The organism is Streptomyces sp. AA4, assembly GCF_000158875.1.
Taxonomy (GTDB): Bacteria; Actinomycetota; Actinomycetes; order Mycobacteriales; family Pseudonocardiaceae; genus Amycolatopsis.
This window is the reverse complement of record NZ_GG657746.1, coordinates 7768252-7794675: the sequence shown is the minus strand read 5'-3', so window position 1 is coordinate 7794675 and position 26424 is coordinate 7768252. Positions and strand designations below refer to the sequence as shown.

Genomic DNA, 26424 nt, shown 5'->3' with positions numbered 1-26424 from the left:
GAAAAAATCAGACGCGTCCGGCGATCCGGCGGCGGCGGGCGACCTCGGCCAGCAGCACGCCGGCGGCGACCGAGGCGTTCAGCGACTCCACACCAGCGGCCATCGGGATCGACACCGTCGCGTCGCAGGTCTCGCGGACCAGCCTGGAAAGCCCGCGGCCTTCCGAGCCGAGCACGACGACCAGCGGGTCCGCGGCCAGTTCGAGTGCGTCGATGTCGACCGTGCCGTCCGCGTCGAGACCGACGATCATCAGGCCCTTCGACGCCCACGCGCGCAGCTGGCGGGTGAGGTTCGTGGCGACTGCGATCGGCAGCTTCGCCGCGGTGCCGGCGCTCGTGCGCCACGCGACCGCGGTCATTCCGGCGCTGCGGCGTTCCGGCAGGAGAACGCCCTGCGCGCCGAACGCCGCGGCGGACCGGATCACCGCGCCGAGGTTGCGCGGGTCGGTGACGCCGTCGAGCGCGACGAACAGCGGGGTGTTGCCCGAGTCGCGCGCGGCCTGCATCAGGTCGTCGGGGTGCGCGTACTCGAAAGGCGGCACCTGCAGGCCGAGGCCCTGGTGCATGGCCCGGTTGGTCTTGCGGTCCAGTTCCTCGCGCGGGATCTCCAGGATCGAGATGCCCTTGTCGCCCGCGAGCCGGACGGCCTCGTTGACCCGGTCGTCGATGTCGATGTTGAGCGCGACGTACAGCGCCGTGCCCGGCACGTCCGCGCGCAGCGCTTCGACGACCGGGTTGCGGCCGGCGATCAGCTCGGGGCGGTCGGCCTTCTTCTGCCGGGCCTGGTCACGCTTGTTGGCGGCGTTGGCAGCGCGGTACGCCTTGTGCCCGGGCCGGTCCTCGGCCTTCGGCGTCGGGCCCTTGCCCTCGAGCGCCTTGCGCCGCTGCCCGCCCGAACCGACGACGGCGCCCTTCTTGGTGCCCGTCTTGCGAATGGCACCTTTGCGCTGTGAGTTGCCTGCCATGAATCCTCAATCTCTGCTGCCGCGAGGAGGTCAGGAGTTCCTGACCGTCCACTGCGGACCGTTCGGGGTGTCTTCCACCGCGATCCCCGCCGCCACGAGACGGTCGCGGGCGGCGTCCGCGCGGGCGAAGTCCTTCGCCGCACGGGCCTCCTGGCGTTCGGCCAGCAGGGCTTCCACGAGCGTGCCGAGCGCGTCGCGGACGGGAGTGTCCGAGCCGCCGTCCGCCCAGTCCGGCGACAGCGGGTCGAGACCGAGCACGCCGGTCATCCCGCGGACCGTGCCGGCCAATTCGAGCGCCTTCGTGGTGTCGCCGCTGTCGAGGGCGGCGTTACCGTCGCGGACCGTGTTGTGCACCACGGCGAACGCGGCCGGGGTGGCCAGGTCGTCGTCCATCGCCGCGGCGAACTCCGCTGCCACCTCGCCCACCGGAACCGCTCCAGCCGACTCCGCCCGGCGCAGGAACGCCTCGATCCGCCGGTAGCCCTGGGCCGCCTCGGAAACCGCGCCGTCGGAGTACTCGACCGTGGACCGGTAGTGCGGCTGCACCAGGTAGTAGCGCAGTTCGGGCGCGCGGTAGCGCTCCAGCATCGCCGGGATCGAGACCGTGTTGCCCAGCGACTTCGACATCTTCTCGCCGGACATGGTCACCCACGCGTTGTGCAGCCAGTAGCGGGCGAACCCGTCGCCCGCCGCGTTCGACTGCGCGCGTTCGTTCTCGTGGTGCGGGAACACCAGGTCGACGCCGCCGCCGTGGATGTCGAACTCGGCGCCGAGGTAGTTGGTCGCCATCGCCGAGCACTCCAGGTGCCAGCCCGGGCGCCCGTCGCCCCACGGCGTCGGCCACGACGGTTCGCCCGGCTTCGCGCTCTTCCACAGCGTGAAGTCGCGCGAATCGCGCTTGCCGCGCGTGGGCGTCTCGCCCTGCTGGACCTCGTCGAGCTGCTGCCCGGACAGCGCGCCGTACTCCGGGAACGACTTCACCGAGAAGTACACGTCGCCGTCGACGGCGTACGCGTGCCCGGCCTCGATCAGCCGCTCCATCAGCTGGACCATCTGCGTGACGTGCCCGGTCGCGCGCGGCGTGACCGACGGCGGAAGGCAGCCGAGGTCCTCGTACGCCTTCTCGAACGCCCGCTCGTGCGTCGCCGCCCACTCCCACCACGGCCGGCCGGCGTCGGCGGCCTTCGTGAGGATCTTGTCGTCGATGTCGGTGACGTTGCGGACCAGCAGCACGTCGAGTCCACTGTGGAGCAGCCAGCGGCGGAGCACGTCGTAATTCAGCATGCCCCGGACGTGCCCGATATGCGGTACTCCCTGCACGGTGGCCCCACACACGTAGATCGACGCCGTTCCGCTGCGGACGGGAGTGAACTCCCGAGGGGCACGGGTCGCGGTGTCGTACAGGTGCAAAGCCACGAGGTAAAGGGTACCGGGACCACTGTGGGTCAGAGCACGCCGTGCTCCCGCAGCACGCCGAGCAGCGCGTCCGGCCGCTGCGCGGTGGGCAGCGGGTCCACCAGCGCGAACTGGCAGCCCAGCGCGCGGGCGCCGCCGTCGGCCTCCTCGCTGTCGCCGACCATCAGCGTCTCCTCGGCGCGCACGCCGAGCCGCTCGATCGCCGACTGGAAGATCTCCGGCTCCGGTTTCACCGCTCCGACCTCGAAGGACAGCGTGAACTCGGCGACGTGCGCGTCCCAGCCGCGCTGGCCGAACGCGGGCCGGATGTCGAACGCGATGTTGCTCAGCACGCCCGCCTTGCGCCCGCTGCTCGCGACCGCCTTGAGCGCGGCCTCGGTGTCCGGGTACGGCGTCCACTGGTCCGGCGTGATGAGCTGCTGGTACAGCGCCTCGGCCTGGTCGCGCCGGGGAACGCCGGACAGCCGCAGCACCTCCAGGTACACCTTCCGGTGCAGTTCCGGGTCGCGGTCGCGGTTGTGCCAGGCGTAGAGGTGCTCCTCGTCCAGTTCGACGGACTGCTCGACCGGCGCGGTCATCCGCCGCATCAGCTCGGTCTGCGCTTCGACGTCGAGCACCTCGCCGTCGTCGTCGCGCACGTCGTCGAGCCAGCCGTCCTGCTGCTCGAGCCGGAAAAGAGTGCCGGAGAAGTCGAACAACACCGCGTTGATGGCCACGTGCCAACCTTATCGGGCAATCCGGGTGCGATGCCGCCCGTTTGTGGTCCCCGGCTCACCTTCGCCGCGCTCAGCCGGCCGGGACGTACAGCTCCACGAACTCCGGCGTCGCGTCGAGCCGGACCCGCAGGATCGGGACCGCCTTGTTCACCGGGTCGCCGCGGTCGTCGAACGAGATCATGCCGCTCGCTCCCGGGACCGCCGACTGTCCGTGCAGCCGGTTCCGGGCCTGCAGCACGTCCTGCGCGGTGACCTCTTCCGGCAGAACCCGGGGGATGCCGCGGATGGCCCAGACCACGGTCAGCACCGCGTCGTGCGCCAGGATCGCGATGCCGTCGTCCAGCCGTTCGCGGGGGAAGACCGCGGTGAAACAGCCGTCGCACCCTGGTTCTTCGAAGCTCGCGACGGCCGCCTTGTTGAACGACTCCGGGTGGTCGCGCCAGGCCTGCGGATGCGCGAGACCGGGCGCGAGCACGGTGACGTTCGCCTGGAGGCCGCGGCGCATTTCCGGCCCGGGCGGGCCGACCTGGGCGAGGTCGCCGGTCAGCACGGTCAGGTGCCGATCGAGGCAGGGCCGCTGGGCGAGCTGCGCGACGAACGACTTCAGGTGGTCCTCGCGGCCGGCGAAGTACACGACGTCCGGGTTGTCGCCGCAGATGTTGGGCATCATCTGCAGGAACGTGTTCTCGATCCCGGGCAGGCTGGAGTCGTAGGACTCGGTGCGTCCGACGATCCGGTGCGCGGCGTCGGCGAACGTCCTGGCGAACGCGGTGGCCAGCGTCTTCGGGTACAGATCGCCGGGGTTCTGGTCCTGCACGACGGCGGCGGTGTGCGCGGTCGGCTTCAGGTACCCCGCCATCGAACTGCCGTAGGTCGAGCTGGTCGGGGACACCCGCAGGAACCCGGGGATCTGCGAGAACTCGTCGGCGGCGAGATGCGAGGCGACGACCGGGACGCGGTGGTCGGACAGCTTCTGGATCGCGCTGCGTGCGGTGCCGAGGCTCAGCCCGATCCCGGTCACGCCCACGATGCGGTCGGCTCCGGTGCGGCCGATCAGGTCGTCGACCACCGGCTCCCACTGTTTGAGCTGGCTGCCGGGGTTGGCGAGCAGCAACCGGATCAGCGGCACGCTGCCCCACGACTGCGTTTTGTTGGCCCGGTGCTGCGCGATATACGCCCCTTCGAGCTGGTGCCGCACCCATTCGGGGGAAAGAATGTCGTGGTCGGTGAGCGTCATCGGCAGCAGGACCGCGACGGTCACGTACGGCTTTCCGGAGCCGACGGTTTCAGTGTTTTCCTGATGAATTCTGTTTTCCACCTCCGCGAGGTCGGGGGAGAACACGAATTCGCCGTCCGTCGTGCCAACGCATTCGGAATTCTCGCCGCGCTCTTCGACGCCGGTGCCACAGGTCCGGTTCGCCTTGCTGATCGCCGGGACGACCACGACCACGGCGACCACGATGACCACGGCCAGCAGCACCACGCCGCCGCCCCACAGCCACTTCGCCCAAGCCGGCCGGGGCGGTTTGATCCGTTGCGTCATCGGTAGCGCTCCGCTCGCTCGTGCAACAGCATCGATCCTCGTCCCCGGCCTTGGGCCAGATGGTGGAATCCGCTCTCGATCGTGGCGTTGAGGGTGCCGCCCGGGTCGCCGAGCGGATCGCGCGCCAGCCACAGGGAAACGACCAGCCACGCCATGGTGGTCTCCAGTTCGCCTTCCCATTCGCCGACGCGCTGCTGCACCTGCGGGTACGGATCCGCGTTCTCCACCAGGCGGTTAGGCGCGGCCGTGATCGTGTCCAGTTCGCCCAGCCACGCTTCCGCGGTCGGCACGTCGAACTCGGCGTGCGGCGTGGTGAGCGGTTTGCACAGATGCGTCACCACCGCGTCGACGTTCTCGAGCGCGAGGTCGTGGTAGCGGGCGGCGGCGACGCGGCCGTTCTTCTCGTAGAAATCGCGGCAGCGAGTGTGCACCTTTTCCCAGCTCAACGGGTGATCGTCGGGGCGCGTCGCCAGCTTCCGCAGCAGCAGCCGGCGCAGCCACGGGTGCAGGACGTAGCGCGACGGATCGTCCGGATCCGCCCGCAGCCACAGCTGATCGGCGAGCTGTTTGAACAGCGGGCCCTCGCCCATCGGATTGCGCAGGTCGAGAATTTCCTTGTGGAACAGCATTTCCACGTCGACCGCGGCGCTCGCGGTGACGAGTTCCTGTCGGCTCGCCGTCGAGAAGTCCTGCAGCAGGTAGTCGCACATCTCGGCGAGCAAAGTGGACTCGCCGCCGTCGTCCAGGACGACCTTGGTGTACAAGGCTTCCCGCAACGTGTTCGGGTTGGCGGGATCGTATCGAGCGGCGACGGTCCGCAGTATCTCCTGGACCGCGCCGGGATGTCCGTCGGTGAGCCGGGACAGGAACCGCGGCAGCCGCGACGTCGGGTGCACGTCGTGCGCGGCGGCGACATCGACGACGTCGCCGCTGGAAAGCGTGCCGAGTTCCAGCAGGTACCACGGGGACCAGCGGTTGTCCGGCTGGCCGGGGAGCCAATCGGTTTCGACCTGTGCGGGCAGCCGCGGCACCGGCCAGTCGAGCCCGCTGGTCCGGTGCTCCGGGTTCCGGCGGATTTCCCGGTCGCTGCTCGGATGCGCGGTGACCATCGACCAGCTTTCGCCCCAGTCGGGATTCCACGTCCGGCTCGTCGCGATCACCACCAGCGGATCGGCCTCGTCCGGCGTGTGCCTGCGCGCCTCGACGAGCGCGCGCAGGAAGTCCTGTCCGCCCTTCGTGTGCGCGTTGTCCAGCAATACCAGGCAATTCATCGTCCGGCGGCTCCCGGAGAGGCCGGAGTACGCGCGGCGCAGGTCGGCGAGGAACGCGTCGCAGATGATCGCGTCGACCGCCGCCCGGTCCTCCTCGTCGCCGTGCGCGTGCTTGGCGATTTCGATCAGGAAGTCCTGGTGGTTGCCGGGTCCGGTCGGCATGGCCTTGACCTTGCCCATCAGCCGCCGCCGGTCGTACCAGCTGAGCCCGCGCAGCAGCAGTTCGGTCGCCTCGTGCCAACCAGGGAGGCTGCTGCCGGACGTGACCCCGCCGACGAGCTTGACGACGTCCACGATCGCGTCGCGATTGCGTTCCAGCGGCTGGTTTTTCGCGATCAGGTCCCGGAGTTTGCGCAGCGCGGCCCGGCGGTCGCCGAGTTCCACCGGCGCGCTCAGCACGAGCATGCACAGCCACAGCCGGGGAAACGCGATACGGCCGAATTGCCGCCATTGCCTGCCGAGATCAAAAGCCAGGTGGCCCAGCAGTTCCCGCGGCTGAATCTGCTCCCAGTCGCGCCGCTCGAAATCGACGAGCGCGTGCGGGATGTCCGCGCACCGCGAGCGCAATTCCTCCAGCAGGGCCGACTTCCCCGCACCGCGCACGCCGAGCGCCACCGCGATCGGCAGCGGTCTGCTCTGTCCTCCCGGACGGCTCAGCAGTTCTTCGACCAGCCTTCCGGTGATCGAACGTACTCCGGACAAGCGATGCGCATCGACGGGCATCGTCCCCCTTTGGCCGGGCGGCCCCGCTCCCTGCCGCCGCGAACGTCGCGGAATAACTATAATGAGCCGCGATTGCCCGCGCAGAAGTCCGCGGAGATTCGTGCCCGATCGGCAATGATCGTTTTCCGGGAATCGCGTTGTGGTCGCTGGTCAGCTATCGGCGAAAAAGGGAATATGACGATTTCCCGGCCGCGCGAATTCCGCTCAGCCGCGCACGAGCAGCGCGGTCGCGACCGCCGCGATGCCCTCGCCGCGGCCGGTGAGCCCGAGCCCGTCCGACGTCGTCCCGGAAACGCTCACCGGTCCGCCGACGGCGTCGCTCAGCACCCGCTGCGCCTCGTCGCGCCGTTTCCCGATCCGCGGGTGGTTGCCGATCACCTGCACGGTCGCGTTGGCCACCTGCCAGCCCTCCGCCGCCAGCAAGGCGCGCACCTCGACGAGCATGTCGGTGCCGTGCGCGCCGTCCATGCGCGGATCGCCGGTGCCGAATACCGCGCCGAGGTCGCCGAGACCGGCGGCGGACAGCAGGGCGTCGCACAGGGCATGGGCCGCGACGTCGCCGTCCGAGTGGCCCGCGCAGCCGTCGACCCCGGGCCAGAGCAGCCCGGCCATCCAGCATTCGCGGCCCGGTTCGATCGGATGGACGTCGACGCCGTTGCCTACCCGGAGATCGGTCACAGGGGATCCTCTCGGTCCCCGCCGGCGACGAGCGCCTCGGCGAGGGTGAGTTCGAAGGCGCTCGCGACGCGCATCGCGTCCGGATCGCCGGGGACGGTGGCCGCGCCCGCGGTGTCGGCGAGACCGGGGTCAGCGGAATCGGCGAGCGCGGAACGGAAAGCGGAAAGGGAAAAACCCACCGGGGTTTGCGCGCTGCGGAGACCGTCGCGATCGACCGTGGCGGTGACGATTCCGGATTCGTCGGTGGTTTTCACCGTGTCGGACATCGGCAGCACCGGCACGGCGACGGGCGCGCCGTTCCGGACCGCGGCCAGCACCCGCCGGATCGTCCGTTGTGGAGTGAACGCCCGCAGCGCGTCGTGCACCAGCACGACGGCGTCCGGCGCGAGAAGCGGCTCGACGGCGGCGAACGCCTGCCGGAGCGAGGAACCGGGAACGACCCGGCAGCCGAGGCCGCGCAGAGCCTCGGAAAACGACTTCGCACACCGCTCGGGGGCTGCGGCGACCACCAGATCGATCTCCGGTGTGCCGAGCAGCCCCCGCACGGTGTGCGTGAGTAGTGCTGCACCGCCGACGGCCGCGAGCGCGAGCTCGGGATCGGCCGGACGGTGCGCGACAGTCACGAACGCGACGCTGTGCACCTGTGGGTTCATCAGGTCGTGATCGTAGGGAACCGGTTGCCGCGGGGGCGAACCGGAGGACCCGGGGTCAGACCGTCGCGGTCTCCAGGACCTCGTCGAGGAGCGTTTCCGCCTTGCCCTCGTCGGTGCCCTCCGCGAGCGCGAGCTCGCTGACCAGGATTTGCCGTGCCTTCGCCAGCATGCGTTTCTCGCCGGCTGAAAGTCCGCGGTCCTTTTCTCGCCGCCAGAGGTCGCGCACCACTTCGGCCACCTTGTTCACGTCGCCCGAGGCGAGTTTCTCCAGGTTGGCCTTGTACCGACGAGACCAGTTCGTGGGCTCTTCGGTGTGCGGAGCACGCAGAACATCGAAGACCTTGTCCAGTCCCTCTTGCCCGACGACATCGCGTACGCCGACGATCTCGGCGTTGTCCGCGGGCACGCGAACCGTAAGATCCCCTTGCGCGACTTTGAGGACGAGGTACTTCTTTTCCTCGCCCTTGATCACGCGGGTCTCGATGGCTTCGATGAGTGCGGCACCGTGGTGCGGGTAGACGACGGTCTCTCCGACCTTGAAAACCATGTGTCCTCTGCCCCTTTCGCTGAGGTCCATCCTATCACGGCTGTTCGGCGGCCACCTAGCGGCCCGGGATCGTCGTCGCAGGTCAGCGGCTTGGGCAGGGCTTGACAAACCGGTTTTCGCCGTGCTCATGCAGGTGAGCCGACAGCGTCCGGACCGGGTCCGGGAGATCCTTTGTGGACAGTCGATCGGCCGGGAACGCACACCGGTTCCGCGCGCGGGAAACCGCCCGGCTAGTCTTCGGGAAGGACGAGGCCGTGAAAGGGAAGGACTCTGACGTGAGGCTGCAGAATCGCCGCGTGCTCGGCGCAGGCGTGTCGGCGCTCGGCGCCGCACTCGTGCTCGCCGGTTGCGGAGCCGGTCAGATCACCCAGACCGACACCCAGCAGCCCGCCGTCAACGGCACCTACGCCCAGGCGAAGACGATCATGCTGCGCAACGCCGCCGTGCAGTACCCGGCGCAGGGCCCCGGCTACCCGGCCGGTTCGCCCGCCCCGCTCACGCTCACGATCGTCAACCAGGGCCAGAAGGACGACAAGCTCGTCTCGGTGACGTCCGAGGGCGCCTCCGGTCCCGCGCAGATCTCCGGGGACACGGTGATCGTCGCCGGGCACTCGCTCGTGATCGGCCCGGCCGACGCGGTCGAGCAGGGCGCCCCGGCGAAGTCGGAGTCGGCGAACAGCACCCCGGCTTCCGAGATGAACTCGGTGCCCTCGAGCGCGCCCAGCTCGGCACCGAACAGCTCGGCGAACTCCGCCCCCAGCTCGGCGTCGAACACGCCGCAGGCGGGCGAGAACGGCGGGGCGGCGAGCCCGCTCGGCACCGGCAAGGTCGTGCTCCAGGGCCTCAAGCAGCCGCTGTGGCCGGGCGCGACGATCAAGGTCACCTTCACCTTCCAGAACGCCGGCCCGATCGTGGTCGCGCTGCCGGTCGCCGCGCCGGCGCACGCGGGCTCCTGATCGCGTCGCCGCGATTTTTGTCGGTGTCCGCCGATAGCCTCGCGGCGTGGTGAAGAAGACCAGCACCGTCCACCGGTGCGCGGAATGCGGGTACGAAACGGCGAAGTGGGTCGGCCGCTGCCCGGAATGCCAGGCGTGGGGCACGCTCGAGGAGCGCGGCTCCGCGAAACCGGCGATCGCGCGGGTGGCCGCCGGAGCGCCGAGCGCGCCCGCGCGGCCGATCGCCGAGGTCGACGTCGAGGCGGCCCGGGCCAAGGCCACCGGCGTGCCGGAGCTGGACCGGGTGCTCGGCGGGGGCCTCGTGCCCGGCGCGGTGGCGCTGCTGGCCGGGGAACCCGGGGTCGGCAAGTCCACGTTGCTGCTCGAGGTCGCCTACCAATGGGCGGTCACGGCCGGACGTTCGCTGTACGTCACCGGCGAGGAATCCGCGGGACAGGTCCGGCTGCGCGCCGAGCGCACCGGCAACGTGCACGGTGAGATGTTCCTCGCGGCGGAGAGCGACCTGTCCGCGATCCTCGGGCACGTCGACGCGGTGAAACCGGGCGTGCTGATCGTCGATTCGGTCCAGACCGTGGCATCGCCGCAGGTCGAGGGCTCGCCGGGCGGCGTGACGCAGGTGCGCGCGGTCACCGCCGGGCTCGTCGCGCTGGCGAAGGAACGCGGGCTGCCGGTCGTGCTCGTGGGACATGTCACGAAAGACGGTTCGGTCGCCGGTCCGCGCGTGCTGGAGCACCTGGTGGACGTAGTGCTGCAGTTCGAGGGCGACAAGCACTCCACGCTGCGGATGGTGCGCGGCATCAAGAACCGGTTCGGCGCGGCGGACGAGATCGGCTGTTTCGAGCTCACCGAGGAGGGCATCGTCGGCGTGCCCGACCCGTCCGGCCTGTTCCTGAGCCGGACGGCGGAGCCGGTGCCGGGCACCGCGGTCACGGTCGCGGTCGAAGGGAAACGGCCATTGCTGGGCGAGGTGCAGGCGCTGGTGTCGAGCAGCGGCATGCCGCAGCCGAGGCGCGCGGTGAGCGGCCTCGATTCGGCGCGGGTCGCCATGGTGCTCGCCGTGATGGAGAAACGCGGCCGGATGAAGCTGGGCGACAAGGACGTCTACGTCGCCACGGTCGGCGGCATGAAGATCACCGAGCCCGCCATCGACCTCGCGCTGGTGCTCGCGCTGACCTCGTCCCTGCACGACGTGGCGCTGTCGCCGCGGCTGGTGGCGGTCGGCGAGGTCGGGCTGGCGGGCGAGATCCGGCGGGTCCCGAACGTGGGCCGCCGGCTCGCTGAGGCGGCTCGGTTGGGCTTTACGCACGCGTTGGTGCCGCCGGATTCGGGCAAGCTGCCGGACGGTATCCGGGTGCTGGAGGTGCCGGACGTGGCGAGTGCGCTCAACGCGGCGAATCACGCGAAATGATCAGTCTCCTGCTCGGTCGGTGGTCTGGTAGGAGAACCGGGCGGAGCTGACCAGGGTGCCGGGCGCGAATCCGGTGGCGGGGCTTGTGGCGAGTGCCTGGATGTCGGTCAGGTGGGCTCGCGTGCGGTCGACCGAGACGAGCAGCCGGTACGGACCGGCGGGTGCCGCGTACTGCACGAAGTCCGGGCTGATCTGCACCACCTCGAAGCCGAGCGACGGGTTGTCCATCACTTTCTGGAAGGCGCCCCGCAGTTCGCGCGACGCGTATCCAGAAGCGAGCACGTTCAGGATCAGCCCGGTGGCCGATGGATAGCTGATGGGGGCGGGGATCTTCGGAGCGCCGTAGTTCACCGGCTGCGGCAGCGGTCCGACGCTCGTCGGCGGTCGCGGAGGGCTGCTCTCCTTCAGGAGGGTGCCGGTCAGCGTGTGGGTGTCGGTCGGCAGGCTCGCGACGAACTCCGGGGTCGGGTGGAACCAGCCCGGCAAGGCGCTCGGGGACGATTCGCCGGGGAAGCGGGAGTCGTGGGCGAACCGTCCGCCGGGCGCGGACTCCTCGGCCTGGGACGGTCCGTCCAATTTCGCGCGGGCCCGGTCGTCCCCGCCGAGCAGCGTCGGTGATTCGGCCCGGGTCCAGCGGCGTTTCCAGACCCCGGACTCGTCGGCCGGGATCCACAGATCCGCCTGCTCCCGGACCCGGAACACACTGGTCCCGCCCACCAGCGCGGTGCGGCTGTACTCGGTCACGACGTGGGTGAACGGCGCGCCCGCTTCGGGGCGCTCCGCCGGGGAACCGGGGCCCGCTGGAGCCAGCGTCGTCGGCGCGCTGGCGAGTTCCCGGACCACGACCACGCCGCCGGTGAGGAGCGCGACCGCGGCGGCCACGGCGATCCATCGCCACGCGCCCGAGCGGCTTTTCTGTTGCGGGACAACAGGTTCGTCCGATTCGCTCGCTGCCGCGGCGGCCCGCATCAGGCTCGCGCGAGCCCGGTCGAGTTCGGCCCGATCGGTGGCCCCCTCGTGCGGATGCAGCGCGGCGAGGGCCGCGTCGAGTTCGGCGTCGGACCACAGGTGCCGCACGGTGTCGTCGTTCACTGTTCCTTCGCCTCCTCGCGGGTCGATGCGGCTGCGTTGGTGCGCAGCCATCTGCGGATCCGATGCAGCCTCGAACGCACGGTGCCCGGCGGGATGCCGAGCGCCTCGGCGACTTCGACCGGTTCCAGCCCGGCCCACGAGACCAGCAGCAGGGTGTCGCGGTCGGCGACGCTCAGCTTCGCAAGCGCGCCGGCCAGCTGTGCCGCGCGGGCCTGCGCGTCGACTTGCTCGGCGACCCGGGTGTCGTGCCCGCCGTGGCCGCGGTCGCCGGAATTCGCGAGCCGCGCGGTGGCTCGCAGCGCCCGGGTTTCGCTGCGGACGTGGTGGCGCAGCAGGTTCGTCGCGATCCCGTACAGCCACGAGCGCGCGGTGCCCAGCTCCGGCTGGTACGAGTCCCGGCGGCGCAGCGCGACGAGGAACGTCTCGGCGACGAGATCGTGCGCGGTATCCGGGCCGACGCGGCGCGCCAGATACCGGTGCATGGTCGCCGCGTGCGCGTCGAACAGCCGCCCGAAGGCCGGGGCGGGATCGGGGCCGCCCAGGTCGGGGCGGTCCTGCGGGCCGGCCGACACCGGCTCGGGACCGTCATGGGTCACCTGCATGCCCGTTGTTGCCCGCACCGAGGGCGAGCGTTCACGGCGTCACCAGATGGGATGGTCGCTGAACTTCTCCAGCGTGCTCACCGACGGCCGCACGCACCAGAGCCCGGCGCTGTAGCCGATCAGGCCGATGGCGAAATTCGCGAACGTCGCGAGCAGTTCGGTGAACCCGAGCTTGCCGTGGTCGCCCCAGAGATCCACCAGTGCGGACGCCCCGAGCGCGATCAGGCAGCTGACCGACAGCAGGGTGAAACACGTGGTCAGCGCCGCGCGGGTGCCGCGGGCCCGCGCGATCACCAGGTAGTCGCCCTGCAGACAGCGGCGTGCGGATACCACCACCGCGGCGATGGCGAGCACGGACAGCAGCGGCAGCAGCAGTGCGGTGAGACCGAGCAAGCCGCGCGGCAGGCTGTGCCCGTGCAGCGGACGGTTCACGAGCGCGGTGATGCCGAACACGAGCAGGGTGCCGATCGCCAGGGAAACCCCGACGACCACGGAGGCGATGCGTACCCGGGCGGCGAACAGCGGCGGCAGCGGGGCGTACTCCGCGGCCTGTTGCCCGTAGTACTGCTTCACCGCATCACCTCCGCGCCGGCAACCCGAACGAACGTGCAAATGCTCGTGAAGACCACCTTAACGGAATGCGATTCCGGCAAGGTGGCCTCACGGCACTTGTCACCGAGGCGTGCTAACGGGCTTGCCTGATCAAGCCTTCTCGGCCAGGAGATTCGCGCACCGGATCAGGCCGATGTGCGAGTACGCCTGCGGGTGGTTGCCGAGCGAGCGCTCCGCGACCGGGTCGAACTGCTCGGGCAGCAGGCCGGTCGGGCCCGCCGCGTCGACGATCTGCGCGAACAGCTCCTCGGCCTCGTTGCGCCGCCCGGTGCACAGGTACGCCTCGATCAGCCAGGCCGCGCAGATGTGGAAGCCGCCCTCGCCGCCGGGAAGGCCGTCGTCGCGCCGGTAGCGGTACACCGTGGAACCGCTGCGCAGTTCGGCCTCGATCGCCGTCACGGTCTTCTGGAACCGCTCGTCCGCCGGGTCGATGAGGCCGGTGAGGCCCACGAACAGGGACGCCGCGTCGAGGTCGGTGCCGTCGTAGGCGGTGGTGAACGCCTGCACCTCCTCGTTCCAGCCGTGCTCGAGCACGTCGGCCTTGATCCGGTCGCGCAGCTTCGGCCAGGCGCCCGGGACGTCGCGGCCGTACTCGTCGCCGAGCCGCACCGCGCGGTCGATGGTCACCCAGCACATCACCCGCGAGTACACCCGGTGCCGCGGCACGTGCCGCTCTTCCCAGATGCCGTGGTCCGGCTCGTTCCAGCGCCGCGTGACGGCCTCGGCCATCGCGCGCACCATCTGCCAGTCCTCGTCGCGCAGTTCGCCGCGCACCTCCGCCAGCGTGGCGACCAGTTCCACGACCGGGCCGAACACGTCGAGCTGCACCTGGTGGTTGGCCAGGTTGCCGACGCGCACCGGCCGCGAACCGGCGTACCCGGGCAGCGATTCGATGACCGCCTCCGCGCCGATGACGCTCCCGGCCAGCGTGTACAGCGGGTGCAGCCGCTCCGGGCCGGCCAGCGTGGCGAGCACGCCGTGCAGCCACTTCAGGTAGCCCTCGGCCTCCTCGTGCGAGCCGAGGTGCACCAGTTCGCGCACGGTCATCGCGGCGTCGCGGATCCAGCAGTAGCGGTAGTCCCAGTTGCGGACCCCGCCGATCTCCTCCGGCAGCGACGACGTCGCGGCGGCCAGCACGCCGCCGGTGTCGGTGTTGACCAGTCCGCGCAGGGTCAGCGCGGAGCGGCGCACCAGTTCGGTCTGGACAGTCGGCAGCTTGAGCTTCGCCGCCCAGTCGCTCCAGTACCGGCCCGCCCGGTCGCGACGGTCCACTTCGGACAGTTCGTGCGCGGCGAGTTCCGTGGTGCCGCAGCGCAATTCGAGCACGACCGGCTGTTCCGGCGTCGGCTGGACGAGCGCGGTCGCGGTGTCCTGCAGGCCGTCGGAGGTGATCGACCATTCGACGCCCGGCGAGCGCAGCACGAACGGCTCCGACGTGCCCAGCACGCGCAGGCCGTCCTCCTCGGCGACCAGCCGCACCGGCACGCCGCCGAACTCCGGCCGCGGCGCGAAGACGACCTGCGCCACCGCCTCGCCGGAGATCACGCGCACGAGGTCGGTGCGGTGGCCGGGGCTTTCCGGTTCGAGATAGTCCGTGACGAGCAGCCGCGACCAGCGCGTTTCGACCGTCATCGTGTTCGGCAGGTAGCGCTGGCCGAGCGGGAGCCCGTTGCGGTGCGGTTTGATCGAGAAATGCCCGGCTCCGGGACCGCCGAGCAGGTCGGCGAACACCGCGGGGGCGTCCGGGCCGGGGTGGCACAGCCAGGTCAGCTTCGCGTCCGGCGTCACGAGCGCGACCGAGCGCTCGTTGGCCAGCAGCGACAGCCGCTCGATCGGCGGCGCGGACTCGCCGTAGAGCCAGTTCCGCCGCTCTTCCAGGAGGAACGCGAGCACCATCGCGACGTCGACGGTGTCGGGCACGCGGTACTCGGCGAGCGATTCGCCGTCGCCGACCTTGATGCCCAGGTCCGGCCCGGCGAGCCGGGCGAACGCCTTCTCGTCGGTGACGTCGTCGCCGAGGAACACCGCCGCGGTGGCTCCGACCTGGTGGCGCAGGGTGTCCAGGGCGTTGCCCTTGTCGGTCTTCACGACCGCGAGCTCGACGACTTCCTTGCCGTCGGTGGTCGTGACGCCTTCCCACGTCGACGGGCCCTCGTGCACGGCCGAGAGCACGCGCCGGCCCGCGTTGTGCTCGGCGCGGCGCACGTGCACCGCGATGCTCGCCGGCTTGACCTCGAGCGACACCCCGGGCACGTCGAGCACCAGCTGTTCCAGCTCGTGTTCGAGCCGCCGGTGCAGCGCCTTCGCGTCCTCGTCGAGCGCGTGGATGAAGCCGATGTCGAACTCGGACCCGTGGCTGCCGACCAGGTTCACCTCGGACGGCAGCCGCGACAGCGTCGCGAGGTCGCGCAGGGCCCGGCCGGAGATCACGGCGGTGGTGGTTTCGTGCAGGCCGGCGAGAGATCTGAGCGCGCCGACGGACTCGGGCAGCGGCCGCGCCTCGTCCGGGTTGGCGGTGATCGGGGCCAACGTGCCGTCGTAGTCGCAGGCGACCAGCAGGCGCGGGGTACGGGCGATCTGCACGATCGCGCGCCGTAGCTCCGCGGGCAACGCCTCGGCGGTCAACACTCCTCCTCAGGAGGTCCAGCGCGGTACGGGGGAGGGGGTCAGTCGGCCGGTTCGGCACCCAGCGCCTGGAGGAACGAACGCGCCCACCGGTCGACGTCGTGGGTGAGGACCTGGCGACGCATGGCGCGCATCCTGCGTCGGCCCTCGGCGGGGTCGAGCGTAATGGCAGCCTCCAACGCGTTCTTCACCCCGTCCAGATCGTGCGGGTTGACGAGGAAAGCGCTGGTCAGTTCGGCCGCCGCGCCGGCGAACTCGCTGAGCACCAGAGCGCCGCCGAGATCCGGGCGGCACGCGACGTACTCCTTGCACACGAGATTCATCCCGTCGCGCAGCGGAGTCACCACCATGACGTCGGCCGCGGAGAAGAAGGCGGCCAGCTCGGTGCGGTTCACGGATTGGTGCAAATAGTGCACGACCGGGTGGCCGACGCGGGCGAACTCGCCGTTGATCCGGCCGACCATCTGCTCGATCTCGCCGCGCATCCGCTGGTAGTGCTCGACGCGCTCGCGGCTCGGCGTGGCCAGCTGCACGAAGGTGACGTCGCCGGGTTCGAGACGGCCCTCGTGCAGCAGCTCGTGCAGCGCCTGCAGCCGCAGGTCGATGCCCTTGGTGTAGTCAAGCCGGTCGACGCCGAGCAGCACCGTCTTCGGGTTGCCGAGGTCGCGGCGGATCTGCTTGGTGCGCTCGACGACGCCCTTGCTGCGCGCGAGCGAGTCGAGGCCGGCCGCGTCGATGGAGATCGGGAACGCGCCGACGCGCACGGTGCGGTCGCCGACCTGCACCATGCCCGGCCGGGACCGGACGCCGACCGCGCCGCGGGTGGGTTCGAGGCCGACCAGCTGCCGGGCCAGCCACAGGAAGTTCTGCGCGCCGCCGGGCCGGTGGAAACCGATCAGGTCCGCGCCGATCAGGCCGCGCACGATCTCCGCGCGCCACGGGAGCTGCATGAACAGCTCGACCGGCGGGAACGGGATGTGCAGGAAGAAGCCGATGCGCAGGTCGGGGCGCAGTTCCCGGAGCATCCGGGGCACCAGCTGCAGCTGGTAGTCCTGGATCCACACGGTCGCCCCGTGCGCGGCGACCGCGGCGCTGGCCTCGGCGAAACGGCGGTTGACCTTCACGTAGCTGTCCCACCACGACCGGTCGAACACCGGCCGCTCGACGACGTCGTGGTAGAGCGGCCACAGCGTGGCGTTGGAGAAGCCCTCGTAGTAGTCGCGCACCTCGGCCGAGCTGAGCGACACCGGGTGCAGGACGAGGCCGTCGTCGTCGAACTCGTCCACGTCGACGTCCGGCACGCCCGGCCAGCCGACCCAGGCGCCCTTGCGGGACCTCAGGAACGGTTCGAGCGCCGAGACCAGTCCTCCCGGACTGGCGGTCCAGCGCTGCTGCCCGTCCGCGGTCCGTTCGAGGTCGACGGGCAGCCGGTTGGCCACCACGACGAAATCCGCGGACGGTGCGCTGTTCCGGTCGGCGATCGCGTCAGTCACTCCAGCTGCTCCCTCGTCTTCGGCGGGTCGCGGCCCCAAGAGAAACCCTAGCGCGCGCGGAGTGACCGGCCGGTGACCAACTGGTTACTCCAAACGCCGTTCGGTCGGTTCCATCGGTCCCGCGAGCCGGGGCCCGGAGAGCTTCCGCTCGAGCCTGCCGAGCCCGGTGCGGACCGGCTGGGCGAGGTATTCGCCCAGTACAACGCCCGCCGCGAGGGCGAGTCCGATGGCGACCGCGGTCATCAGGGTCGAGATGTTGCCGCCTGGCGAAACCGCTAATTGGTATAGACCACGATAGGTGGAGAGACCGGGGAGCAGCGGAGTGATCCCGGACACGGCGACCACGAGCGGAGTAACCTTCAGCCGCCGCGCCATCACCCCGCCGCAGAACCCGACGAGCGTCGCCGCGATCGCCGACGCGCTCACCGCGTCGAGGGTGGCCAGGATCAGCGCGCCGTACACGAGCGCACCGATCCCGCCCGCCGCGGCGGCGACGAGCATCGCGCGCAGTTTCGAGTACGAGGCGAGGGCGAAGCAGGCGGCCGCGCCGGCCCCGCCGACGACGATGATCGGCAGGTGCTGCGCGGTCGAGACGGGCACGTCCGGCAACGGGGTGCGCGGCAGTTCGAGCATCACCGCGATCCGCAGTGCGAGCACCACGCCCGCGATCAGCCCGGCACTCATCAACGCGGTTTCCATCGTGCGGCCGGACGCGGTCACGTAATACCCGGTGATCCCGTCCTGCACCGCGGAAACCGTGGAGAGCCCGGAAAGGAGCACGGTGACCGCCGCGGCGACCACCAGCGTCGGCCGGTCGGTGGTGAGGATGTTGCTGCTGACGATGATCATCGCCGACAGCGTCGCGAAGAGGCCGCCGACCACCTGCTGGAAGAAGAACGGCAGGTTGACCTTGTTGAGCAGCCTGCCGATCCGGTCGACCGCGGCGGAGATGACCATCGCGACGAGCGCGATGTCGATGCCCCCGCCGAGCAGCAGCGTGATGAACCCGGCCAGCCCGCCCCAGGCGGCGGTCGCGGTCCAGCGCGCGTACGGGTGCGGCGCGGAGGTGATCCGGTCCAGTTCGGTGACCGCTTCCTCGGCCCCCGTGCGCCCGCGGACGATCTGGCGCACGAGCGCCTCGGTCTCGGTCAGCCGGGTGTAGTCGAGACTGCGCGAACGGACCACTCGCAACGCGGTCACCGGCGCGAGGTCGGTGCCGCGGTGACAGGTGACGGTGATCGACGTGAAGATGACGTCGACCTCGCAGTGCGGCAGCCCGAGCGCGGAGGTGAGCGCGAGAATGGTCGCGGTGACGTCGGAAGCCCCGGCGCCGCTGGCCATCTGCACTTCGCCGATCCGCAGGGTGAGATCCAGAACGAAGTTGACGGTCGCGTCGTCCGGCGGCTTGGGCCCGATCGCCTCCTCGGACTCGACTGCGGGCTGTTCCGCCGTCGGCGCCTCGAGAATGTGCCAGGCGCGCCGGCGCAGAAGATTGGGCCGATGCCGCTGGTTCGACCGCGGGTGCGGGGGCTCGAGAATCGGCCACCGTCTGCGCGCCGCCCCCTGGCCGGCACGCTCGTTGATCTTCATGATCGATCCCCACCTCCTCGTTCGTTCCCGGGGACCATCGGCCGTACCGCCCCAGCTGTTGCAGTGGTCTCCGACACACCTGTAGCCGATCGTGCCGCATAGGGTCGGATCACGCCGGTTTCCCCTGCTGACCTGGGGCTGGGGGCGGGTTGCCCGGGCGCGGCGGGGGCGGCCCGATATACTTTTGGCGCGCCCGGCGCCGGGTGCGTGCCGGTATAGCTCAGTTGGTAGAGCATCTGTCTTGTAAACAGAAGGTCAGGGGTTCGAACCCCCTTGCCGGCTCCACTGTAGAACTCCCGCTGAACGGCGGGTTAGCGCGAATCAGCTCGTTCGACGAGTGTTCAAATTGGTCGGTTCGGCACTCTGGTTGCGCGAGGGTTGCGCGAATGCGCCGCCGCGAGGCACCACGGGCTCACTGGTGCGCACTCTGGCTCGCCGAAGCCTTGCGCGTCACCCGGCCCGGGGGCTGTTGTCTTCTCTTCACTGACTGGCGGCAACTCCCTTCCGCCACCGATGTACTGCAGGCCGGCGCGTGGGTCTGGCACGGCGTCGTCCCATGGCTCAACCTCAACGCGCGCCCTATGGCCGGCCGGTTCGCCAATGCCGCCGAATATGTCGTGTGGGGTTCCGCAGGGGGCGAGGGAGATCGTCCCCGAAGCCGGAACTGTGCTGGATCCCTTCATGGGTCAGGCACGACCGGTGTCGCTGCGGTGCTTGAACATCGCCGGTTCGTCGGCGCCGAACTGCTCGACCACTTTGCCACGATCGCTGAACCCGGGATGGGAGCCGGGCAGGAGGCGTCGAACACGCCGCTGCACTTGACCGCGCTCGGGCACAGCTACGGCTCCAGCACCACCGGGTATGCCCTCGGCCATGACACCCCGGTGCAGGACGCGATGCTGTTCGGCTCCCCCGGCCAGGGCGCCGAACATCTGAAGGTGCCGCAAGGCCACCTCTTCGCCGCACAGGACGCCGGAGACACCCTCGTCCCCAACTACGGCGACACCGGAGCGCTCGGGCCCAGCCCCTACTTCAGCCCGGACGCGAGCAGCTACCACCAGATGTCCACCGACGCCAGCGTCACCGAAGCAGGACCACGCAGCGCAACCGAAGGCCACAGCGGCTACCTCGACGCAGGATCGACCAGCATGTACAACATGGCCGCCATCACCACCGGACATCCCGACCTCGCCCAGTACAAGGGCACCGTTCTCGCCGAAGGCCCCCGATGACCCCGCACCCCAGTCGCCTGCACGCGGCGCTCGCCGTCGCCCTGACCGCCGCCGCTCTGACCGCGTGCAGCGTCGAAAAATCGCCCTTCCCTGGAGACAACGTGGACCGAGACCCCGCAGAAGTCTGGACCGCATTGATGCGACTGCCCGACACCGACCAAGCCCGCCAGCAATACCAGCAACTCGACACCGAACTCCGCCAAGCCCTCACCGCCGCCATACCCAAACTGTCCCCTTGGACGCCGCTTGGCAACGGCTCGCGTGCAGCATGCGGTGCGCGGTTCCCCGCCATCGGCAACGACGGAGAGAGCGAACACCTGGGCGACCACGGCGTGGCCGGGAACCTGCCCGACGCGGACTACGAGAAAGCCCTCACCGTCATCGGGACCGTCGCGCAGCGCTACGGATTCGAACCGCGCCCCCAGCGTCTGCATGACGCTCCCGGATCGCACGACGCGGTGTTCCACAACACGACCGATGAAGGGCAAATCTCTTTCGGTACTGCCCTGAATACCAGCCTGCAGCTAAGCCTCAGCTGTCATCTGTTCCCTGCCGCCAAACAACGCGGCACACCCTCGACTACGCCTTAACCAGAACGCCCTAGCCTGCGCCTCCCTTCTCATCACCGAGGCAATGCGCCTGGCACTCTTCACCGTCGTCGCCCTCGGGTGGTGGGTGGTCCCGGATGACACGATCAACCTCATCGTGCCCGTGGTCGGCGTTCTCGTGCGCCACCGAGTCGTACCGCTCTCGAAACTCCGGTGACCGACTACCGGGGTCCGACCTTCGAAGAAGGCTTCGCCTGGGACAGCAGCGAACGCGCAGACGCCAACTCGTAATCGTCGCAGCCGGAGCCGCGCTGATCGAGCTGCGGCGGGTAGGTCGAGCCGAGCAACTTCGAGCCTCAGTCGCGACCGGCTCCAGCCCATGGCCGCAGGCCTCGATGGTGCGGTTGCCGTAACTGGCGTATCGGCGCGTGTGAATCCGCTCGTGGTTGACCACGTTGACCACGTACGCGCACGGAACCCCGCGGCGATATGTGCGCCTGCATGGTTCCCCTCGGATCCACCACTCCCCAGCGGTTGTTCGGTGGTCCGGCGACCGTCCACGCGAAGTCGCCGCGGCCGAGCTCGTCGGAGGCGTCGGTTCATCACCTCGGCCGGATCGCACAGCGGTTCTGCGCATGAACTATTCACGACGAGTAACGCGGGGGTCGGCCGATGGGAACGCCAGCATCCGGAACGAGGAGGAACCGTCGTGTTTCACTGTGTCGCCCTCATCGCCGCCGCCATCGCGATCGCCGCGTCCGAAGCGGCCGCATGCTCCGCGCGGGTCGGCCCCGGCGCCAACGGAACCGGGACCACGTGGAGATTCCTGGTCGTCGCCGACGCCTCCATCGGCGGAGGTCATTGGCCGCCCGGATCGCAGTGCACACAAGCTGGGCGATCACCGTCGACTGCACGGGCAAGAACGGCCCCGCTGTGAAAGCCTCCGTCGACCGATTCGAGCGGCAGGTTGATCCTGACGGTGCGCTTCCGCCAGCCGAACGAGCCGGACGCTCGGAGCACGCCCCGGAATTTCGCGGCAGTGCGCCGCGCGCGATAGACCGGAAAGCGAGCGCACAGCCTGCGGGGTACCCGGACGGGCGGTTTTGTGTTCAGGGGGCAGAGCGCTCCCGCGAAGGCGGGGTGGTCAGCGTCGCTGGCTTGCTCGTTGCGGGCGGGTGCTCGTTGGCGCCAACCCGAGCGCGACGACACAGACCCCGGCCCGCAGACTCAACCCGGGGTCACGGTTCCGACGCGAAGACATGACGGGTTATCTCGATTCTTCCCGGGGATGCGGTACTCGAGTCCGGAGTACGGCTAGGACGCGGACGTCGGAGTGCCGCGCTGCTTGGCGGCGGAAACAGGCGGCAGCCGATGTCGAGGCCAAGGCTGGAGTTGAGCGCGGTGCCGAAGGAGATTGCTCCCTCGTCGGTTCTGTTGTGGAATACCGGTCCAGCCTGCGAATGGCAGAGCTTGGCCGAAGTCGTCACCAGAGCGGACCAAGGCCTGCTCGCGCTGCTGCTACCGCCAGCCAGATTCGTTGTCCGCGCGGTGAATCAGGCGGCGGACTGCGGGAACTCCGCGACCGGCGCGCCGATCGCGGCTCGGCCGGCGGCGGTGAGGAGTGCGGGGACGCGTTCGCCGGGCCGGCCGGCGCGGAGGGGGACCACCAGGGCGAACCGGGCGAGGCGGTGGGCGGTGAACTGGTCGCAGCACGGCACGCCGTCGATGTAGAGATCCGGTTCGCAGCTGCAGGTCATTTCGGCGCGGCCGAGGCCGACGGCGGTGAGGGTGGCTCGCTCGCGATGGTTCAGCGGGAGGATCTGGGCCGACATGACTGCCTCGCTGGTGGGTTCGCTCGGTGCTTCCTCCCACTGTCCGAGATCCGTCTGGTGCCAGCCAGAGCCAGTTTCGGACCTATTTCCCGGTACCAGTTGAGACCGCTCGCGGCGGCGCCGTCTCGTGCGACGGGCCGCCGCGGGCGGGTGGTCAGAAGCCGTCGCAGGTGGCGGTCGCGAAGTTGCCCGACGCCTTCGCCGTCTTGGCTTCCTTGCCGTCCACGACGACCTTGCAGGCCACGTCTCCGCCCTCGGCGCCGGTGGTCACCGACAGGCTGCCGCCCTTGAACAGGCCCTTCGTGGTGATGTCTTTCGACCACGGCAGGGTCTGCGGCTGGTCCTGGTTGGACGACGCGCTGCCGTCGCCGAAGGTGGTGTAGGTGATCGAGGCGTCCTTCGCGGTGCCGGAGACCTCGTAGTGGACCGTCACGGAGCGGTTCGCTTCGTTGTTGACCTCGTTGACCACCTTGGCGGCCGTCGCGAGCCAGATGATGCACAGCACCAGGCCGATCACCGACAGCACGAGACCGGCGATGGAGAGGCCCTTGTTCGTGGCCTTTCCGGACCGCGTCCGGACGAAGCCGAGCGCGGAGAAGATGATCCCGAGGATCACCAGCGGCCACGCGATGAGCCCGATGACCGGGATGAACGCGAAAATCAGGCCGATCAGCCCGAGCACGAACCCGGCGGTGCCGAGACCGTTCTTCGGCTGGGCCGGATAGGACGGCGGGGCCGCCTGGGGTGCGGGCGGCGGAGGATAGTCAGGGGCGGACATGCGTGCCTTTCGTGATCGAATGTGCACAAACAGGTCGCACCGACGGCCCCGAGTGTTACGCGATCTCCGGAATTAGCGCGGCTTCACGTGCACTCGCTCGCCGTGGAGTCCGAAGAGGATCAGCAGTTCGACCGCGCCTCCGTCGGCCGAGCCGAGCCAATGCGGTTCCGTCGTGTCGAACTCCGCTGCCTCGCCAGGCGGGACCGTCAGATCCTTCGCGCCTACGATTAACCGCAGGTGTCCATTGAGGACGTACAGCCATTCGTAGCCGCTGTGCGTTTTCAATGCGGGTTCCGCAGTTCCGCCGGGGATCAGCATTTTGTACGCGTGCACGCCGCCAGGGCGCCGGGTGAGCGGCACGTAGGTCATCCCGTGCTGGTGGATCGGGCGCAGGTGGACGCGCGGGTCGCCGGCGCGGGGTGCGCCCACCAGGTCGTCGATCGGCACGTCGTAGGCGCGCGAGAGCGGCAGCAGCAGTTCCAGGTTCGCCCGGCGCTGGCCGTTTTCCAGGCGGGACAGGGTGCTTTCCGAGATGCCGGTCTCCGCCGACAGGTCGGCCAGGGTGATGCCGCGCCGGGTGCGCAGGGCTCGCAACCGGGGGCCGACCGCGTCCAGGACTTCGTCGATCTCGCGCATAGCACCCCAGTCTCGCCCAACCCGGGAGACTGGGGTGCGGCCGCGTCAGCTGACCAGTTCGGGAGCCGGTTTCGCGGCACGCCGCGCGGGCGCGGTTTCCGGGAGGATCAGCAGGCAGACCAGGCTGAGCACGAGCAGCGCCGCGAGGTAGTAGCCGACCGCGAGGGCGTCGCCGGTCGCGGCCACGATCCGGTTGGCGATCATCGGCGACAGGCCGCCGCCCAGCACCGCGCCGACGTGGTAGCCCACGCCGAGGCCGGACTGGCGCTGCTCTCGCGGGAACAGTTCGGCGAACCACGTGTACATCGGTCCAAAGAGGATTCCGGTGGCGGTGAAACCTAGGAGCAGTGCGAGGAATACCGAGCTGATCGTGCCCGCCGACGCGATCGGGAACATCACGAGCGCGGCGATGATCGACAGGACCGAGCCGGTCAGCATCACCGGTTTGCGGCCGATCCGGTCGGACAGCCAGGCGGCTCCGACGTTCGCCGCGGCGTGGCACAGCAGGGTGACCGTGGAAATGGTGACGATCGGCGAGCGCGGCAGGCCGAGGCCTTCCGGGGCGGCGGCGGTCGCGTAGGACAGCATGAACGTCACGAGCGCGAAGGTGCAGGCGGTGAGGCCGAGGTTCGCTCCGGCGATCAGCAGCAGCCGTCGCCAATTCGTGCGGAGGACGTCGGCGAGCGGCTTTTTCGCGCGAGTTTCCGCGGCGGCCATTTTCTCGAATTCCGGGCTTTCCGAAACACCGCGGCGGACCCAGATGCCGATTGCCAGCACGATGCCGCCGGCGAGGAACGGGAGTCGCCAGCCCCAGCTCATGACGTCGTCGTTGGGCAGCAGGAGAACCAGGGCGAAAGCCAGGTTCGCCAGCACAACGCCGATCGGGGAGCCGAGTGCGACGAAGGAACCGTAGAGACCGCGCCGTTTTTCCGGCGCGTGTTCGACGGCGAACACGGCCGCTCCGGCACTTTCTCCGCCGCGTGCGGCACCGTGCAGCAGACGCAGTCCGACGAGCAGCAGCGGCGCGGCGATGCCGATCACTCCGTACGGCGGGAGAACGCCCATGCCCAGCGTCGCGAAACCCATCAGCAGAAACGCGGCGTACAGTGCGGTGCGGCGGCCGCGGCGGTCGCCGAGCCAGCCGAAAAGCGCCGCGCCGAGCGGGGCCATCACGAAACCGATGGCGAAAGTCGCGAGGCTCATGAAGGTGCCGAACCAGGCGTTGCCGGTTTTGAAGAACACCGATCCGAACACGAGTGCCGCGGCGGTGCCGTAAATCGAGAAGTCGTACATTTCCAGGGAAGTGCCGACGCCGGCGGCGAATCCGAGCCGCAGCACGCCGGGAGAGTGCGCTTCGTCGCGCTTGGCCATGGCAGGCCTTTCGTCGTCTCGCGCGGAATGCGCGGAGTGTCCGGTGGTGGGGAAACGGTGGACACAGCTTAGGGAAAGCGTGACGAAGGAGGCAAAGTCCGATTTGCGGCGGATTGATAAATAAAATCGATCAATTAATCGACACGACGGCCGGAATCGCGAGGATTCCGGCCGCGTGGCTCAGTACAGTTCGATCACCAGTTTTTCGGAGCGGGCCCGCGACACGCACAGCGCCATCTGGTCGCCGGAAGCCTTGTCGCTGGCCGAAAGACACTGGTCGCGGTGCTCCGGCGTGCCTTCCAGCACCCCGGACACGCACGAGCCGCAGATGCCTTCCTCACACGATTTGAACACCTCGATCCCGTTGTCGGTCAGCACCGACAGAATCGAACGGTCGGCCGGGATCTCGAACACCTCGCCGGTGTCGAGTTCGACGGTGAACGGCCGGTCGCCGCTCGTGTCGACCTCGGCCGCGGTGAAATGCTCGACGTGTATCCGCGGTTCGCCGACCACTGGCGCGAACACGCCGGCGACCTGCTCCATGAACCCTTCCGGGCCGCAGGTGTAGACATGCGCGGAGGAACCGAGTCCCGCTGCTACTTCCGTGAGCACCTCGGGCTGTTCGCCGCGCGGTACGCCGAAATACAGCAGCACCCGATCCCGGAATTCCGCCTGTTCTTCCAGCAGGGAAACAAAAGCCGCCGACTCCCGGCTGCGCGCGAAGTAGTGCAGTTCGAATTCCGCGCCGTCCGCGTGCAGCTGATAAGCCAGGCTCAGCAACGGAGTGATGCCGATGCCGCCCGCGATCAGCACGTGCCGATCGGCGTCCGGGGCCAGGGAAAGCAGGTTCCGGCATTCGCCGATCTCGAGCTTGTCGTTCTCCGCGACGGTGTGCAGCGCCTCGGATCCCCCGCGCGAATCCGGCTCCCGTTTCACCGCGATCAGCAGCGACGACGTGTCGTCCGGCCGTCCGCACAGCGAATACTGGCGCAGGATTCCGGTCGGGCCGGTGACGTCGACGTGCGCTCCGGCGGGATGCGGGTCGAAGGGCAGGCCGTCGGCGCGCACGAGGCGAAGCGCCCGGATCCCGGGCGCTTCCTCGACGACCTCGGCCACGCGGACCACGGTGTTCGGCATC

General features: G+C 69.7%; 24 protein-coding genes and 1 tRNA gene. 6 read left to right on the top strand and 19 right to left on the bottom strand.

Annotated features, from left to right (window positions below; all coding sequences use genetic code 11):
- Nucleotides 1-7: 7 nt before the first annotated feature.
- The 8 genes from rlmB to SSMG_RS35515 form a co-directional block, all read right to left on the bottom strand.
- Complete coding sequence (rlmB, locus tag SSMG_RS35550; RefSeq protein WP_009084206.1) at nucleotides 8-964, bottom strand: 23S rRNA (guanosine(2251)-2'-O)-methyltransferase RlmB; 957 nt, start codon at nucleotides 962-964, stop codon at nucleotides 8-10.
- 30 nt (nucleotides 965-994) lie between these two features.
- Entirely contained in the window at nucleotides 995-2380 is a 1386-nt protein-coding gene (cysS, locus tag SSMG_RS35545) for a cysteine--tRNA ligase (protein WP_009084205.1), read from the bottom strand.
- 29 nt (nucleotides 2381-2409) lie between these two features.
- Nucleotides 2410-3096 carry an HAD family hydrolase gene (locus tag SSMG_RS35540; protein ID WP_009084204.1) on the bottom strand — a complete coding sequence of 229 codons (687 nt, stop codon included), beginning with the start codon at nucleotides 3094-3096 and terminating at the stop codon, nucleotides 2410-2412.
- A gap of 70 nt (nucleotides 3097-3166) precedes the next feature.
- Nucleotides 3167-4639, bottom strand: a complete 1473-nt coding sequence (locus SSMG_RS35535) for an ABC transporter substrate-binding protein (protein ID WP_009084203.1) — start codon at nucleotides 4637-4639, stop codon at nucleotides 3167-3169.
- Nucleotides 4636-6633, bottom strand: a complete 1998-nt coding sequence (locus tag SSMG_RS35530) for a hypothetical protein (RefSeq protein WP_009084202.1) — start codon at nucleotides 6631-6633, stop codon at nucleotides 4636-4638. The genes SSMG_RS35535 and SSMG_RS35530 overlap by 4 nt, the downstream gene beginning before the upstream one ends.
- 204 nt (nucleotides 6634-6837) lie before the next feature.
- Nucleotides 6838-7311: a 2-C-methyl-D-erythritol 2,4-cyclodiphosphate synthase gene (gene ispF / locus SSMG_RS35525; RefSeq protein ID WP_037715922.1), complete on the bottom strand. Its 474-nt coding sequence runs from the start codon at nucleotides 7309-7311 to the stop codon at nucleotides 6838-6840.
- On the bottom strand, nucleotides 7308-7964 hold the full coding sequence (locus SSMG_RS35520) for a 2-C-methyl-D-erythritol 4-phosphate cytidylyltransferase (RefSeq protein ID WP_009084201.1): 657 nt from the start codon (nucleotides 7962-7964) through the stop codon (nucleotides 7308-7310). The genes ispF and SSMG_RS35520 overlap by 4 nt, the downstream gene beginning before the upstream one ends.
- A 55-nt stretch (nucleotides 7965-8019) precedes the next feature.
- Complete coding sequence (locus tag SSMG_RS35515; protein ID WP_009084200.1) at nucleotides 8020-8511, bottom strand: CarD family transcriptional regulator; 492 nt, start codon at nucleotides 8509-8511, stop codon at nucleotides 8020-8022.
- Between the two features lie 275 nt (nucleotides 8512-8786).
- Here SSMG_RS35515 and SSMG_RS35510 point away from each other — a divergent pair, with 275 nt between their 5' ends.
- On the top strand, nucleotides 8787-9467 hold the full coding sequence (locus SSMG_RS35510) for a hypothetical protein (protein ID WP_037718538.1): 681 nt from the start codon (nucleotides 8787-8789) through the stop codon (nucleotides 9465-9467).
- Nucleotides 9468-9513: 46 nt separating this feature from the next.
- On the top strand, nucleotides 9514-10875 hold the full coding sequence (gene radA, locus SSMG_RS35505; RefSeq protein WP_009084198.1) for a DNA repair protein RadA: 1362 nt from the start codon (nucleotides 9514-9516) through the stop codon (nucleotides 10873-10875).
- Here the strand turns inward: radA and SSMG_RS42740 are convergent, their stop codons facing one another.
- The 6 genes from SSMG_RS42740 to SSMG_RS35475 all read right to left on the bottom strand — a co-directional run bounded on the left by SSMG_RS42740 (nucleotide 10876) and on the right by SSMG_RS35475 (nucleotide 18889).
- Nucleotides 10876-11967, bottom strand: coding sequence for a hypothetical protein (locus SSMG_RS42740; RefSeq protein ID WP_009084197.1), 1092 nt, complete (start codon nucleotides 11965-11967; stop codon nucleotides 10876-10878). It lies immediately after the preceding gene.
- A complete protein-coding gene (locus SSMG_RS35495) occupies nucleotides 11964-12569 on the bottom strand; it encodes an RNA polymerase sigma factor (RefSeq protein ID WP_037715918.1) in 606 nt (201 codons plus the stop codon). Before SSMG_RS35495 ends, SSMG_RS42740 begins: the two co-directional genes overlap by 4 nt.
- A 39-nt stretch (nucleotides 12570-12608) precedes the next feature.
- Entirely contained in the window at nucleotides 12609-13142 is a 534-nt protein-coding gene (locus SSMG_RS35490; RefSeq protein ID WP_009084195.1) for a hypothetical protein, read from the bottom strand.
- Nucleotides 13143-13271: 129 nt separating this feature from the next.
- Nucleotides 13272-15806 (bottom strand): trehalose-phosphatase, encoded by a 2535-nt coding sequence (gene otsB, locus SSMG_RS35485; RefSeq protein WP_037718535.1) that lies wholly within the window; start codon nucleotides 15804-15806, stop codon nucleotides 13272-13274.
- Nucleotides 15807-15847: 41 nt separating this feature from the next.
- A complete protein-coding gene (locus tag SSMG_RS35480; RefSeq protein ID WP_009084193.1) occupies nucleotides 15848-17299 on the bottom strand; it encodes a trehalose-6-phosphate synthase in 1452 nt (483 codons plus the stop codon).
- An 84-nt stretch (nucleotides 17300-17383) separates the two neighbouring features.
- Complete coding sequence (locus SSMG_RS35475) at nucleotides 17384-18889, bottom strand: threonine/serine exporter ThrE family protein (RefSeq protein WP_009084192.1); 1506 nt, start codon at nucleotides 18887-18889, stop codon at nucleotides 17384-17386.
- A 209-nt stretch (nucleotides 18890-19098) separates the two neighbouring features.
- On the opposite strand from SSMG_RS35475, the gene SSMG_RS35470 reads away from it, so the two are divergent.
- The 4 genes from SSMG_RS35470 (at nucleotide 19099) to SSMG_RS47410 (ending at nucleotide 20886) form a co-directional block, all read left to right on the top strand.
- A tRNA-Thr gene (locus SSMG_RS35470) sits at nucleotides 19099-19174 on the top strand.
- 425 nt (nucleotides 19175-19599) lie between these two features.
- Nucleotides 19600-20121, top strand: a complete 522-nt coding sequence (locus SSMG_RS45730; protein ID WP_037715915.1) for an alpha/beta hydrolase — start codon at nucleotides 19600-19602, stop codon at nucleotides 20119-20121.
- The gene (locus tag SSMG_RS35460) at nucleotides 20118-20711 is read left to right on the top strand and encodes an LppA family lipoprotein (RefSeq protein ID WP_009084190.1); all 594 of its coding nucleotides are present in this window, start codon (nucleotides 20118-20120) and stop codon (nucleotides 20709-20711) included. The genes SSMG_RS45730 and SSMG_RS35460 overlap by 4 nt, the downstream gene beginning before the upstream one ends.
- Before the next feature lie 43 nt (nucleotides 20712-20754).
- Nucleotides 20755-20886, top strand: coding sequence for a hypothetical protein (locus SSMG_RS47410; RefSeq protein ID WP_255409784.1), 132 nt, complete (start codon nucleotides 20755-20757; stop codon nucleotides 20884-20886).
- Between the two features lie 1336 nt (nucleotides 20887-22222).
- On the opposite strand, the gene SSMG_RS35455 is transcribed toward SSMG_RS47410, so the two are convergent.
- The 5 genes from SSMG_RS35455 to SSMG_RS35435 form a co-directional block, all read right to left on the bottom strand.
- The gene (locus SSMG_RS35455; RefSeq protein ID WP_009084189.1) at nucleotides 22223-22501 is read right to left on the bottom strand and encodes a hypothetical protein; all 279 of its coding nucleotides are present in this window, start codon (nucleotides 22499-22501) and stop codon (nucleotides 22223-22225) included.
- Between the two features lie 154 nt (nucleotides 22502-22655).
- Entirely contained in the window at nucleotides 22656-23279 is a 624-nt protein-coding gene (locus SSMG_RS35450; RefSeq protein WP_037715912.1) for a DUF4190 domain-containing protein, read from the bottom strand.
- Between the two features lie 72 nt (nucleotides 23280-23351).
- Entirely contained in the window at nucleotides 23352-23915 is a 564-nt protein-coding gene (locus SSMG_RS35445) for a helix-turn-helix domain-containing protein (RefSeq protein ID WP_009084187.1), read from the bottom strand.
- 45 nt (nucleotides 23916-23960) lie between these two features.
- A complete protein-coding gene (locus SSMG_RS35440; RefSeq protein WP_009084186.1) occupies nucleotides 23961-25286 on the bottom strand; it encodes an MFS transporter in 1326 nt (441 codons plus the stop codon).
- A 180-nt stretch (nucleotides 25287-25466) separates the two neighbouring features.
- Nucleotides 25467-26423, bottom strand: a complete 957-nt coding sequence (locus SSMG_RS35435; RefSeq protein WP_009084185.1) for a PDR/VanB family oxidoreductase — start codon at nucleotides 26421-26423, stop codon at nucleotides 25467-25469.
- Nucleotide 26424 lies beyond the last annotated feature (1 nt).

Coding starts and splice junctions, on each gene's coding strand:
- rlmB (WP_009084206.1), bottom strand. CDS start 964: ATGGCAGGCAACTCACAGCGCAAAGGTGCCATTCGCAAGACGGGCACC.
- SSMG_RS35535 (WP_009084203.1), bottom strand. CDS start 4,639: ATGACGCAACGGATCAAACCGCCCCGGCCGGCTTGGGCGAAGTGGCTG.
- SSMG_RS35530 (WP_009084202.1), bottom strand. CDS start 6,633: ATGCCCGTCGATGCGCATCGCTTGTCCGGAGTACGTTCGATCACCGGA.
- SSMG_RS35520 (WP_009084201.1), bottom strand. CDS start 7,964: ATGAACCCACAGGTGCACAGCGTCGCGTTCGTGACTGTCGCGCACCGT.
- SSMG_RS35515 (WP_009084200.1), bottom strand. CDS start 8,511: ATGGTTTTCAAGGTCGGAGAGACCGTCGTCTACCCGCACCACGGTGCC.
- SSMG_RS35495 (WP_037715918.1), bottom strand. CDS start 12,569: ATGCAGGTGACCCATGACGGTCCCGAGCCGGTGTCGGCCGGCCCGCAG.
- SSMG_RS35475 (WP_009084192.1), bottom strand. CDS start 18,889: ATGAAGATCAACGAGCGTGCCGGCCAGGGGGCGGCGCGCAGACGGTGG.
- SSMG_RS35460 (WP_009084190.1), top strand. CDS start 20,118: ATGACCCCGCACCCCAGTCGCCTGCACGCGGCGCTCGCCGTCGCCCTG.
- SSMG_RS47410 (WP_255409784.1), top strand. CDS start 20,755: ATGCGCCTGGCACTCTTCACCGTCGTCGCCCTCGGGTGGTGGGTGGTC.
- SSMG_RS35455 (WP_009084189.1), bottom strand. CDS start 22,501: ATGTCGGCCCAGATCCTCCCGCTGAACCATCGCGAGCGAGCCACCCTC.
- SSMG_RS35450 (WP_037715912.1), bottom strand. CDS start 23,279: ATGTCCGCCCCTGACTATCCTCCGCCGCCCGCACCCCAGGCGGCCCCG.
- SSMG_RS35445 (WP_009084187.1), bottom strand. CDS start 23,915: ATGCGCGAGATCGACGAAGTCCTGGACGCGGTCGGCCCCCGGTTGCGA.
- SSMG_RS35440 (WP_009084186.1), bottom strand. CDS start 25,286: ATGGCCAAGCGCGACGAAGCGCACTCTCCCGGCGTGCTGCGGCTCGGA.
- SSMG_RS35435 (WP_009084185.1), bottom strand. CDS start 26,423: ATGCCGAACACCGTGGTCCGCGTGGCCGAGGTCGTCGAGGAAGCGCCC.